This window comes from Bifidobacterium asteroides, assembly GCF_009683175.1.
GTDB classification, from domain to species: Bacteria; Actinomycetota; Actinomycetes; order Actinomycetales; family Bifidobacteriaceae; genus Bombiscardovia; species Bombiscardovia asteroides_H.
In genome coordinates, this window is the sequence record NZ_WKKW01000001.1 from 713,248 (window position 1) to 726,274 (window position 13,027).

At 61.1% G+C, this 13,027-nt stretch carries 8 protein-coding genes and 1 pseudogene; 1 reads left to right on the top strand and 8 read right to left on the bottom strand.

Annotated features, from left to right (window positions below):
• Positions 1–37: 37 nt before the first annotated feature.
• Positions 38–1,390: a DNA recombination protein RmuC gene (gene rmuC, locus GKC41_RS03120; protein WP_154312876.1), complete on the bottom strand. Its 1,353-nt coding sequence runs from the start codon at positions 1,388–1,390 to the stop codon at positions 38–40.
• 176 nt (positions 1,391–1,566) lie between these two features.
• Between rmuC and GKC41_RS03125 the strand changes: the two genes are divergently transcribed.
• Entirely contained in the window at positions 1,567–3,642 is a 2,076-nt protein-coding gene (locus tag GKC41_RS03125) for a hypothetical protein (protein ID WP_154312877.1), read from the top strand.
• 75 nt (positions 3,643–3,717) lie between these two features.
• On the opposite strand, the gene clpB is transcribed toward GKC41_RS03125, so the two are convergent.
• The 7 genes and pseudogenes from clpB to GKC41_RS03160 all read right to left on the bottom strand — a co-directional run bounded on the left by clpB (position 3,718) and on the right by GKC41_RS03160 (position 13,026).
• On the bottom strand, positions 3,718–6,501 hold the full coding sequence (clpB, locus tag GKC41_RS03130) for an ATP-dependent chaperone ClpB (RefSeq protein ID WP_154312878.1): 2,784 nt from the start codon (positions 6,499–6,501) through the stop codon (positions 3,718–3,720).
• 160 nt (positions 6,502–6,661) lie between these two features.
• Positions 6,662–7,477, bottom strand: coding sequence for a fumarylacetoacetate hydrolase family protein (locus GKC41_RS03135; RefSeq protein ID WP_154312879.1), 816 nt, complete (start codon positions 7,475–7,477; stop codon positions 6,662–6,664).
• 66 nt (positions 7,478–7,543) lie between these two features.
• The gene (locus tag GKC41_RS03140) at positions 7,544–8,362 is read right to left on the bottom strand and encodes a YggS family pyridoxal phosphate-dependent enzyme (protein ID WP_154312880.1); all 819 of its coding nucleotides are present in this window, start codon (positions 8,360–8,362) and stop codon (positions 7,544–7,546) included.
• A gap of 131 nt (positions 8,363–8,493) precedes the next feature.
• Positions 8,494–9,537 (bottom strand): tRNA glutamyl-Q(34) synthetase GluQRS, encoded by a 1,044-nt coding sequence (gluQRS, locus tag GKC41_RS03145; RefSeq protein WP_195760130.1) that lies wholly within the window; start codon positions 9,535–9,537, stop codon positions 8,494–8,496.
• 90 nt (positions 9,538–9,627) lie between these two features.
• A complete protein-coding gene (locus GKC41_RS03150; RefSeq protein ID WP_154312881.1) occupies positions 9,628–10,974 on the bottom strand; it encodes a metal-dependent hydrolase family protein in 1,347 nt (448 codons plus the stop codon).
• Between the two features lie 178 nt (positions 10,975–11,152).
• Positions 11,153–11,866 (bottom strand): annotated as a pseudogene (locus tag GKC41_RS03155) (MIP/aquaporin family protein).
• A gap of 341 nt (positions 11,867–12,207) precedes the next feature.
• Positions 12,208–13,026 carry an energy-coupling factor ABC transporter ATP-binding protein gene (locus GKC41_RS03160; protein WP_154312882.1) on the bottom strand — a complete coding sequence of 273 codons (819 nt, stop codon included), beginning with the start codon at positions 13,024–13,026 and terminating at the stop codon, positions 12,208–12,210.
• Position 13,027 lies beyond the last annotated feature (1 nt).

Sequence of the window (13,027 nt, forward strand, 5' to 3'; positions counted from 1 at the left end):
GCTTATCAGACTAGCGCCGGAGGCCCCTAAGCGGCACTCACTGCCCTTGGTCAGGCAAAACTTCCGGAGCTGTCAGCTCCCTGATATTGCCCTTGTCTGAATCGATCATGTCGACCGAATCGATGACCTTGGAGGGATCCATCTGCTGCAGCTTGCGGGCGGTGACCAGAACGCGCGACTCCAAAGAGGAGGCGAACTTGTTGTAGGCGGTCACTGTGGCAGTGATGGAACGGCCCAGTTTGTTGGCCCGATCACCCAAGACCACAAAGCGGTCATAGAGCTCGTGGGTCAATGTAAAGAGAGTCCGGGCGTCCTCGGACAGGTTCTGCTGCTGCCAGGCATAGGCCACCGACTTGAGCACAGCCCAGAGAGTCACCGGCGAGGTCAGGGCCACCTTTTGGGCAAAGGCATCATCCATCAGGGTGGGATCCACCTCCAGGGCGGCCTGCAGAAGGGAGTCGTTGGGGATGAAGGCCACCACGAAGTCCGGGGCCGTTTCGAAGGCGTTCCAGTATTCCTTATCGGCCAGGGCCTTGACGTGCTCGCGCAGGGCCCGGGCATGCGCCTTGAGCAGTTCGTCCCGGCGGCGCAGCTCGTCGTCCGAAGCAGTATCGGGAATCTCGCAGGCCCGCTGGTAGTCGGAATAAGGGGCCTTGGCATCAATGGGAATGGTCTTGCCGCCGGGCAGATGGACCACCATATCGGGGCGCAGGACGCGACCATCCGAGGCCGTGACCACTACCTGAGTATCGAAGTCCACATGCTCCAGGAGCCCCGCAGATTCGACGATATTCCTGAGCTGAGCCTCGCCCCAGGCGCCGCGTACCTTGTTGTTGCGCAGGGCCGAAGCCAAAGAGCTAGTCTCCTTGTCCAGTCGCCCCTGCTGCTCGCCCAGACTCTTCAGCTGCTGCCCCAGGGAGCCCATCTCCTGCTTGCGGCCCTCCTCGATCTGGGCAACCTTGTGTTGTAGGGCGTCAAGATTCTTTTGCACCGGGGCCAGAGCCGAGAGCACCTTGCTCTCCTCCTCCATGCTCTCAGCCTGCTTGCGCCGCTTCTCCTCCTCCTGAGCCTGGGCGCGGCGGCGCTCCTGCTCGATTCTGATCTGTTCGGCCTGCTGGGCCTGGGCCAGCTGGGACTTGACAAAGGAGAGCTCGCGGTTCAGACCGTCCACCTTGGTCCGTGCCTCAACCAGAGCCGCATCGGATCCATGTAGCCGTTCCTGGGCCTGATCCAGCTGCGCGCGCAGCTCATCCACCTGGCCGTCGGACCCCATACCGACGGCCTTCCGACCCTGGGCACGACCCAGCACATACCCGGCCAGTCCTCCCAGGACTATACCGATCAGCAGGAGAAGCACCACCATGACCACTGATGACGTAGAATCGAACATATGTTCTAGTAAACCTCCTGCACTGGACCCGGAAACCAGATCGGCGCGGCAGGCTGCCGGCGATAATCGGAGAATTCGTTTTTTCCGCAAGGAATCGGCCTTAAGACCGGTGCCGGACCGCAATTAAGGGCAGAATAGGAAATATCAAGGGGTTGGAGCAAGACCGAAGGAGATCCGTGGGTATCGATATCTTCCTGGCGATAGCCGATCTGGTCGTGGCCTGTGCGGTCACCTGGCTGATCATCTGGTACTTCCTTATGCCGTCGGCCCACACCAGTGACCAGGATGCAGCCGCGGGCTCCCCGACCAACCGCTCCTGGCGCGATCCCGAGGATTGGGGCAAATGGGGAGCCGATCTGGACTCCCGCAGCCACCGTCTGCTCAGGCCGACCATCGTAAGTGCCCTGCTGACCGCGCCCGTCCTGGTTCTGGATCTGTTCGATCGATTCGGCCCTGATCTGATTCCCTCCTGGCTGGCCAGCCCCTGGGTCCAGGCTATTCTGATAACCCCGGTCATCTTCTACTGCGGCCGTGGAATACTCATGGATGGCTGGAAGTCCATGACCGAGCACCGCTGCAGCCCCGATCTCCTGGCCATGCTGGCCACAAGCCTGGCCTACCTGTACAGCCTGGCCACCTGTCTGGCCGGATCCCTGCTGCCGGAGGGATCACGATCCCCATACTTCGATCTGATTGGCGTGGTCATCACCCTCCTCTTGCTGGCCCGGGTCATCGGCACCAAAATGGAAGCATCCTTGGTGGCCTCTCTGAACCATCTTACGGAGATCCGGCCAGTCTCAGGTCTGGTGGCCGATTCCGAGCATCCGCAGACAGTTCCCGCCCAGATGCTTGCACGCGACCGGATCCACCCAGGCGATCTGCTCCTGGTACGCACAGGAGAGCGCCCAGCCGCCGATGGGGTTGTGGAGTCAGGGTCGGCCCTGGTGGACGACAGCGAACTGACTGGTGGCGACCGACCCCGGCCATGCGGACCCGGCGACCGGATCCTGGCCTCCAGCAAAGTCCTGGAGGGTCGACTGTCCATCCGCGTGGATGCCGCCGGCGATAATACCTATGCAGCCAGGCTCGTGAAGATCATTCCTCAGGCCCTGGTCGAGCGATCCCCCGCCATGCGCAGGATGGATCGAATCGTCCACACAGCCATCGCCCTGATCATGATCCTGGCTGTCTGGACCTTCATGCTCTGGCTCATGCTGGGACCACAGCCCCACCTGGCCCATGCTGTAGGCAATGCCGTCTGTGTGCTGACCATCGCCTCTCCCGCCGTCGCAGCCATGACCATCCCCATGGCCTTTCGAACCAGCCTGGAGACGGGCCTGGCCCACGGTCTGCTCTTCACTTCGCCGCGGGCCATGAACCACCTGGGGCGGGTGCGCACCTTAATTCTCGACGACTCCTCTCTGCTGGATCCCGACGACTCGGAGGGCCAAGGTGTCCACACGGAATCCCTGACCAGGACCGCCACCCATCTACGCTCCCTGCGGGTGAGCAGCCTGATCCTGGATGGAAGCCACCAGCCGGACGACAGGATTGAGCGGGCGGCCCGTCAGGCAGGTGTGGATATGCTGATCACCCGGCTGACCCCCGAGCGCAAGCGCGAGTGCATGGATCGGCTCAATCACGACCTGACCCGGACCAGCAGGGGCGTACCAGCGGATCGAACTGGTCAAGACACCGCATCAGGCTCAAAGCAGGACCGCACCAGCCTCGTGGCTCTGGCGGCTGGAACCGCAGCGGATCCCGAACTGACGGCCAGGGCTCAGGTGGGTATCACTTTGGGTCCAAAACTCAAAGCCGACAGGGACCATGCCGAGGATGACACCGACCCGCCGCAGCCGGACCTGATCCTGCACCAGGGCGACCTGGACGGGACCAGTAGAGCCATAGAACTGAGCCGAGCCACCACCCAGGTCATCAGGCAGAACCTGACCTGGTCCACCGTCTACAACATGATCGCCCTGGTCATTGCCACCGGAATCTGCCAACCTTTCCTGGGCTGGATGCTCAACCCCATGATCGCAGCAGTAACAGGAGCCCTATCCACCATCCTGGCCATGCTCAACGTTCGTCGCCTGCACCGGCTGCGGCACCTGCGCCGCCGCTGGCTACACCTGGCCCTGATCGACACGGACCAGCTCCCGACAGTCGCTGCACGGCGCCCTCAGATCATCGTCGACAGCCAGTGGGAGTCCATGCAAGAGGGCAAGGACCCGGCTGCTGCTATGGATTGAATCCACAAAGAACAATCTGTGGAGCAAAAAGGTTCGGCACCCGGGAATGATCCCGGGTGCCGGACCCAATTGACCTCAGTGAGACTGGGTCTGACCTTGATCGTCACCACGTGCGGCATGACGGCCACGACCTCCATCGCGTCCGGCATCACCGGCATCAGCATCAGCGTCGCCATCAGCCGTCACATCGTCGACCGTGACCGAGTCATCGACCAGGTTTTCAGTGGTCCAGGCGGTCAGCTCCAAGTGATCGCCGCCGGTCTGATCCACCAGGACCGTGTCGCCGTCGTGGACCTTGCCAGCCAGCAGCATCCTGGCAAGCTGATCGCCCACCTCAGTCTGGACCAGTCGACGCAGCGGACGAGCGCCGAAAGCCGGATCATAACCTATGTTGGCCAGCCACTCCCGAGCGGAGTCGGTGACATCCAGAGTGATGCGCCGATCGGTCAGCCGCTGGGCCACCTGCTTGACCTGGATGTCCACAATGGAACCCAGCTCGTCGCGGGTCAACGGATGGAAGATGACCAGATCGTCCAAGCGGTTGATGAACTCGGGCTTGAAGTTGGCGTGCACAGCATCCATGACGGCCTTGCGCTTGCCTTCCTCATCCAGGTCGTCCCGGACCAGGAACTGCGAGCCCAGGTTGGAGGTCATGATCAGGATGGTGTTCTTGAAGTCCACCGTCCTGCCCTGGCCATCGGTCAGCCTGCCGTCATCCAGGACCTGCAGGAGCAGGTCGAAGACCTCAGGGTTGGCCTTCTCCACCTCATCGAAGAGGACCACCGAGTAGGGCCGCCTACGCACGGCCTCGGTCAGCTGGCCGCCCTCCTCATAGCCCACATAGCCGGGGGCAGCGCCGATCAGCCGGGAGACCGAGGCCTTCTCCATGTACTCTGACATGTCGATGCGGACCATGGCCTTCTCGTCGTCAAAGAGGAAGTCTGCCAGGGCCTTGGCCAGCTCCGTCTTACCTACGCCCGTGGGGCCCAGGAACATGAAGGATCCAGTGGGCCTATCGGGGTCGGCGATGCCGGCACGCGAGCGCCGGACCGCGTCGGAGACTGCATGGATGGCCTCCTGCTGGCCGACCACCCGCTTGCCCAGGTAGTCCTCCATATGCAGGAGCTTCTCGTTCTCGCCCTCCATGAGCCGTCCCACAGGGATGCCGGTCCAATCAGAGACGATCTCAGCCACGGAATCCGCATCCACATGGTCAGGAACCATGGGCTCCTGGGCCGGGCCGCCGGCGATGTCAGCTCCATCGGGACCCGCATCATTGGCGGCGTTCTTGGCCTGCTCGGCCGCGTTCTCCGCCTGGGCCAGCTGCTTGCGAATGCCGGGGATCTCCCCGTAGAGAATGCGGGAGGCCTTCTCCAGGTCGCCCTCACGAGTGGCCTTGTCGGCCTCGACCCGCTTGGCATCCAGCTGGGCGCGCAGGTCGCCGACTTTGTTGTGGCCGGCCTTCTCGTTCTCCCAGCGGGCCTTGAGACCACCCAGCTTCTCGCGGGAATCCGCCAGCTCGGCCTGCAGCTTGCTCAGACGGTCCTTGGAGGCGGGGTCATCGGCCTTCTTCAGCTGCATCTCCTCCATCTCCAGACGGGTGACGCGGCGTTGAAGCTCGTCGATCTCCTCAGGCTGGGAGTCCAGCTCCATCCGCAGGTGGGCAGCGGCCTCGTCAACCAGGTCGATGGCCTTGTCGGGCAGCTGACGACCAGATATGTACCGGTTGGACAGCGTGGCCGCAGCCACCAGGGCATCATCCCCGATGGTCACCTTGTGGTGGGCCTCGTAACGCTGCTTGAGACCACGCAGGATGGCCACGGTGTCCTCCACGGAGGGCTCGCCTACGAAGACCTGCTGGAAGCGGCGCTCCAGAGCCGGATCCTTCTCGATATTCTCGCGGTATTCGTCCAAGGTGGTGGCACCGATCAGGCGCAGTTCACCCCTGGCCAACATGGGCTTGAGCATGTTGCCCGCGTCCATGGATCCCTCGGCGGCACCAGCACCGACGATGGTGTGAATCTCGTCGATGAAGGTGATGACCTGACCGTTGGCGCTCTTGATCTCGTTGAGAACGGCCTTGAGTCGTTCCTCAAACTCGCCGCGGTACTTGCTGCCAGCCACCATGGAGCTCAGATCCAGTGAGATCAGTCTCTTGCCCTGCAGGGTGGTAGGTACGTCGCCAGCCACGATGCGCTCGGCCAGCCCCTCGACCACAGCTGTCTTGCCCACGCCGGGCTCACCGATGAGAACAGGGTTGTTCTTGGTGCGCCGCGACAGGATCTGCATGACACGACGGATTTCCTGGTCCCTGCCGATGACCGGGTCCAGCTTGCCCTCCTTGGCCTGGGCGGTCAGATCGGTGGAGTACTTCTCCAGGGCCTTGTAGGTGCCTTCGGCATCCGGGCTGGTCACCTTGGCGCCGCCGCGCACCTGGGGCACAGCCTTGCGCAGGGTATCGGCCTGCAGACCGTTCCGATTCAGAATATCGGCGGCCTGCGAGGGACCCTGGGCGATGGCGATGAGCAGGTGCTCGGTGGAGACGTACTCGTCCCCCATGGCCTGCATTTCCTTCTCAGCCTGGGCCAGGGCCATGCTGAGCTGACGGCTGGCATCGGGCTGCGAGGCCGTGGATCCGCTGGCCGACGGCAGGGCCACCAGGGCCTGACGGACCTCGGCACCGACTCTTTGGCTGTCGCCGCCTGCGGCCTGGATCAGTCCAGGTACCACGCCGGACTGCTGACGCAGCAGGGAGTCCAGCAGATGGAGCACATCCACCTGGGGGTTGCCGGCAGCCGAGGCCGACTGAATGGCATCGCCTATGGCCTGCTGAGCCATGGTGGTGAAGTTTTCGTTCATAGAGCATCCTCCAACATTCTTCGGCGGGGCCAGCCGAATCACTCGACCAGACCCCGTCACGGGTTCATCTGTCTTCTACAACAGCGAAAGGAGGACACCTATTCCCAAACTTGAGCCTTAACGACTCAAGTTTTTATATCGTTTGTTTTCCTGCTATTTGCTACTCGTCAATGACCACATTGCGCAGGTAGCCGATTCCCTCCACCTGGACAGTGGCCTCGTCACGGTTTTTCAAGGAACCCGTGGCGTGCGGGGTACCGGTCATGATAACATCGCCGGGCAGCAGTGTGGCGAAACTGGAGATGAAGGCGATCTGCTCAGGAATGGAGTGAATCAGGTTGGCGGTGGTGCCGCTTGCCTCGGGCACCTCTTCCCCGTTGAGCCTGAAGGAGATCTTCGCATCCCGATAGTCCAGGTCGGTCTCGATCCAAGGCCCGAGGGGGCAGGCGGTGTCGAAGCCCTTGCAGCGGGTCCACATAGGATCATTCTTCTGCAGATCGCGCAGGGTTACGTCATTGACGCAGGTGTAGCCCAGCACATAGTCCATGGCCTCGTTGACGCTCACCTTCCGCGCCATCCTGCCCATGACAACGGCAACCTCGGGCTCGTAGTTCATGTCCTTGCTGTAGGAGGGCTTGACGATGGGGTCGTCAGGGCCGATGACCGAGGTGGAGGGCTTCATGAAGAGCATGAGCTTCTCCGGAGGCTCCGCGTCCGAGGACTGGCCATGCTCGGCCATGTAGGCGGCGTGAGCTCGGTAGTTCTTGGCCGCCCCGTAGATCTTGGAGGGGATGACCGGAGCCAGCAGCCGCACATCCTCGTCGTCCAGGGGGTAACGCTTGCCGGTGGGTTCGACCTGCTGACCGGTCAGGGGGTAGCCGCTCAGCTCGACCAGGTAATCCTTGCCGTCCTGCTTATCAGTTTGGACGAAAGCATATCGTGGGGTGTCCTTGTAGGAAAAACGCGCGATTCTCATAGGGCACAGTCTAGCCCCAGGCCGGGCCGCTTGATAGGTTCGGGTTCCGAAACAGGCAGTGGCTGGTCAGATAAAAGCCCGCGGTCCGAAGATGGCTGTGCCCACACGAACCTCGGTCGACCCCTCAGCCACTGCATACTCCATGTCTCCGGTCATTCCCATGGACAGCATGGTGCAGGTGTCGGTGCCCGGCTCCCCCGAATCCCTGATGCGGTCGCGCAGACCGCGCAAATGGGCGAATCCGCTCCTGATGATGGCCTCATCGTCCACATGTGCGCCGACGGTCATCAGACCCTTAAGCCGAATCCCCTCCATAGCTGCCAGCTCATAGGCCAGATCCAGGGCCCTGTCGGGGGCACATCCCGACTTGGCCTGCTCGCCGGACTCGTTGACCTCCAGGAGTATGCCCACAGTCCTGCCTGCAGCCAGTGCCCGCGTGGCCAGCTTTCGGGCCAGCGAGGGCCCATCGACAGACTCGACCGTGTCGACATACGGCAGAATCTTATTGATCTTGTTGGATTGGAGCTGCCCGATAAGGTGGAAGCCCAGGCTGGCGCTTGATGAATCACTGTCTACAAGGTCGGTGCCAAGAGCCAGTCCCCTGTCCCGACAGAGCTCCAGCAATCCCTGGGCCTTGGCGGTGACCTCCTGGGGACGGTTCTCGCCGATCCGACGCACCCCGGCATCGATCGCTGCCATAATCTCGCCCACATCGCGGGTCTTGGTGGCCGCCAGCAGGGTTACCGAGCCTTCTTTTCGACCAGCGGAGTCTTCCGCTTTGGCGATCCTGTCGGCCACACGCTTGACCCCATCCGCAATCTGTACGGCCCGTTCTCTGCTAATCTGCTGATTGCCCAGATCCTTGTGGTCCATATAGGCGACCATGACCCGCTACCTCCTTAAAATCCGGAAGCCTTGACTGAGGCCATGGTAGCCAGTGGCTCATACCTGCAAGCCTACGAGCCCGGGAGAAAGCCGATGTCGGAAACGAGCTACGAAATTCAGTATCGAAGAACCTACAGACTCGGTTTTGCTTCAGAAACGTTCAGCTCGCTCAGGTTTAGCTGTCGGTCCTTGCGGTCAGCGGCCAGAGTGTTCCACGTGAAACCATCCAGCAGTTCCCGAGCACTGGCAGGTCTGGGACGGTCCAAGATTCCCAGAAGCCAGCCACAGACCCCCAACACCTGCCTGGACGACCAGCCGTCTCTTCTCAGTGATCCCAGGTCCGGCGATCCGAAACGCTTGGACATCCTCCTGCCGTCCACACCATCAATCAGAGGCAGATGCGCATATTGAACGCGAGGAGCCTGTGGCTGAAGATGATTCCGGATCCACATCTGAATGGCCGTTGACCTCAGGAGGTCCCTTCCCCGCACGATCTGGTTGACACCCATGGCCAGGTCATCCACCGTCACCGCCAACTGGTAGGAAACCAAACCATCCGAACGTTTGACGACCACATCGCCGACCTGCCTAGGCAAGTTGAATGACTGCGGGCCAAAAATCAGATCGTCGAAGCGACAGATGGCATCCGGTTCGTCGGGCTGATCAGGGACTGCGATTCGCAGACTGTGCCGCTGCCCTCGAGCCATCCGTTCACTGACAACCTCAGGGGAAAGTCCTCGGCAGGTGCCGGGATAGACGATGAACCCATCGCCTTCATTCGGCGCCGATGCCGCGCGGATGTCGGCACGGGAGCAGAAGCAGGGATAAATCAGCGGCTGCTCGCCTACCAATTGCTGCGATTCCAGCAGCTTCAATGCCTGCCTGTAGGCATCGGCGCGCTGGGACTGGTAGACCACCTCGCCATCCCAATCCAATCCCAGCCAGGCCAGGTCATCCATGATCCAATGATCAGCGTCCTTGACCACCCGTGGCGTATCTATGTCTTCGATGCGAAGCCGCAGAACCCCGCCAGGCCCTTGCGACCTGACACCCAGCCAGGCCGCCAGACATGCATAGATATTGCCCAGATGCATCCGCCCGGTTGGCGAAGGTGCCAACCTTCCTACGACCTTGGCCTGGCCGACCTGGTCCACTATCGGTTCTCCCTTGTGCATACCGACATGCTTGCATACCACCCGGTCATCGAGAAACCATCAGGCAGTCAAACTACTACATGCCCTTGAATGGTCACGCAAGGTAAATGGTCAGAAGCTGTCGAGCAAGCGATCGATCTCCTCGAAGTGCTTGACCTCAGGGCGCCAGACCGGCTTGCCACGAACAATGACCAACTTCGGGTCAGCCAGGGTCCGCACATTCTTGGCAGGGTCCTCGTCAAGGACGATCAGATCCGCATCCTTGCCCGTGTCGACCGAGCCAGTGACATTGTCGAAGCCGAGGTTTCGGGCATTGACCTGGGTGGCGGCGTGGAAGGCCTGAGCCGGGGTGAAGTCAGCGTACCGCACCAGATAGTCGAGCTCTCGCCAAGTGCTGTACTGGGGCACGAAGGTCATGCCGGTGTCGGTCCCAACGCCGACGGCAATGCCGTTCTCATGAGCCTGCTTGGCGCTCTTGACCATGCCATCGACGACCAGCTCGGAGTTGCCACGAACTATGTCGCTGATTCCGAGCTCCTGCTGGCTGATCTTGACCAGCGGCAACCCGGCGGACAGGGTGGGATCCAGGGCAGAGAAACCACGAAGCGAGCGCGGATTGTCAAGGAAGAGTCCGATCATCTCGTCGTCAAGGGCGCTGCCATGTTCGATGGTGTCCACGCCTGCCTTGAGAGCGGCCTTGACCCCCTCGGGACTCTGAGCGTGTGCTGCGACGAGCACACCAAACTCATGGGCCTCATCGCAGACTGCAGCCATTTCCTCCTCGGTCATCTGCGGGCTGCCGGCCTCGCCAAGCTTGGTGGCATCGGTGACGCCGCCGGTCGCAGCCACCTTGATGGCATTGACACCATGATCCAGGTTCTCCCTGGTTCGACGCCTGGCCTCTTCTGGAGAGGAGCAGGAGAGGGCGATGAAAGGATCGCCATGCCCTCCTGGAATCGCCAGGAGTGGACCGGCAGCCAGCATGCGCGGACCGGTCAGTTCATCGGCATCAATCTTGTCGCGCAGACGAACCGCCTCATAGCCCACATCACCCAGGGTACGAATGGTCGTGACGCCCGAGTTCAACAGTGTAGAAACGTTGCCTTTGATCCTGGCGTCCATGAGGACTCTGCCGGCAGGGCTGTGCACCACCTTCAAGCCGGCATTGACCACACGCGGCGACAGGTCCGTACCGCCAGACAGGGGCTTGCCGTCGGCAAAGAGATGGGTATGGGCATTGATGAGTCCCGGTGCCACAAACTTGCCCGTAGCGTTGATCCGGTGGTATCCGGAAGGCACGTAGGCCAGCGGGGTTGGGCAGACCTGCTCTATCCGGCCGTCCGCGGACACCAGAACAGACATATCCTTCTGGACCGTGCCTTGCTCATCTCCGGTCGCGATACTCGCGTGCTCGAGCACAAACGGCTCGCGCTCTTTCCTGCCTTGAAGACGCCCCATGGTCGTACCTGCCTTCCCATCTCCGATGCACTCATTGCGAGGAATCGGGCATATATGGTCAATAATATCCATAGCAGGACGAACCATTCAAGCTTGACTACCCACAAGCTTGACAACGCAATCAATAAGGTCTTGAGCCTCCAAGATGAAGCTTGGGGCCTTGTCACCAAGCTGCTGATCAGGGAGCGAAAAGAACCTTGAAAATCGCGGCTCCGACGATGGCACCGGCGATGGGTGCCACCACTGGAATCCAAGCCTCGCCCCAGCGTGAGTCCCCCTTATTGGGTACGGGCAGAATCCAGTGCAGGAAGCGCGGCACCAGGTCTCGTGCGGGGTTCAGACCAGGGCCCGTGGGACCGCCCAGAGAGGTGACCAGCCCCCAGACGATCAAGCCGACGACGATGGAGGCGGCAGCCAACCCCTGAGACCCCCATGGGCCCTGCAAACAGCAGAGGGCTCCCAGAACCAGCACCAGCCAGCGTGCCAAAGAACTCATTGATAAAATAATTGACCAGCGATCCCGAGGCATCAGTGGTGCAGAAGGTGCCCAAAATCGGCGCAGGCTCCTTGGTCATGCGGTAGTGCGGGAAGTAGCAGACATAGACAACCAGCTGACCCATGGCTGCTCCAATCAACTGCGCGAGAATATAAGGCAGAACCTGACTCCAGGGGAAGATGCCGATGACGGCTTGCCCCAGAGTCATGGCCGGGTTGATGTGGGTTCCGGATACCCGCCGAACATGAGCACGAGAAACATGACTCCGAAGCCATATCCCATGGCGATGGTGAGCCAGCCGGAATGGTGGCCCTTGGTGCCCTCCAGGTCCACGTCGGCGACCGCGCCGTTCCCGACACATTCAACGGCCAGCTTGGTCATGAGCGAATATTCCACTCGACCCTTCACCCCTCTCTCGATGCCGCCTTGTGACCAAGGCACGGGCATCTTTCAATAGAAACAGGTGATGACACTAGACCGAGAAGCGCTCATGATCTCCATTGATTCAAGTAATTCTTTGAAATCCGATATCGCGCCAGCCCCAACCGCGTGTCACCATCAACACGACTGCACTTCAACCGGCATAGATATTCTATGCCAACTACCACTGATTGTGACGCATTGAGAATCGCATGGAGTGCACTACCTCTAGGGAAAACGAGCAGAGCCCCCACTCAATCAGGCACATAGACTTCATAAACCGCCGGAGCCTTATCCAGGGGGGGGGGGGGGCAGTGTCACTGATTTGTCAGTAATGATGTCTGGGGCAGGGCCGCCATGAAATCCTCAGAGGTGAGCACGTCGTGGAAGCCCCAGGCCTGGGCCAACTGCGCCAGATAGGGACGGGCCAGATGAGCCTGTTCAAGCAGATCATCATCCCTGAAGATCCGAGCGATGGGCCCATCCATGAGGATCTGTCTGTCGGCCATGACAATGCCCCGCTGGAAATGACGAGTGACGAACTCCATGTCATGACTGATGGTGATGACCGTCTTGCCCATTGCCGTCACCTGCTGGATTATCCCTGCCAGCAGGTCCGTAGCGGCCCTGTCCTGACCGGCGGTAGGCTCGTCCAGAATCAGCACCTGAGGGTCCATGACCAAAGCCGAGGCTATGGTGACGAACTTGCGCTGCGAGAAGGGAAGGTCATAGGGATGGGAATCCAGGCTGTCACCCAAACCGCAGACTTCAGCGGCCCAAGCAACCCGCCCCCCGATACGGTCCCGGGCAACATGCTTTTTCACCAGCCCATAGGCTATTTCCCGGCGGATGCTGTCCTGGAAGATCTGATCGTCCGGATTCTGAAAGACATAGCCGACCTTGGCTGCCACATGGGCGGCATCCTCTTGATCCGTGGAGGTCCCGTCCACCATGACGCGACCATGAGTGGGCTTGAGCAGTCCATTCATAAGTTTGACCATGGTGGTCTTGCCGGCCCCGTTGCGGCCGATGATGGCAACAGCTTCCCCAAGCTCGCATGACAGGCTGACCTCCCGCAAAGCCTGATATCCATTTGGATAGGTATATCCGACCTTATCCAACTCAAGATAGGCCATC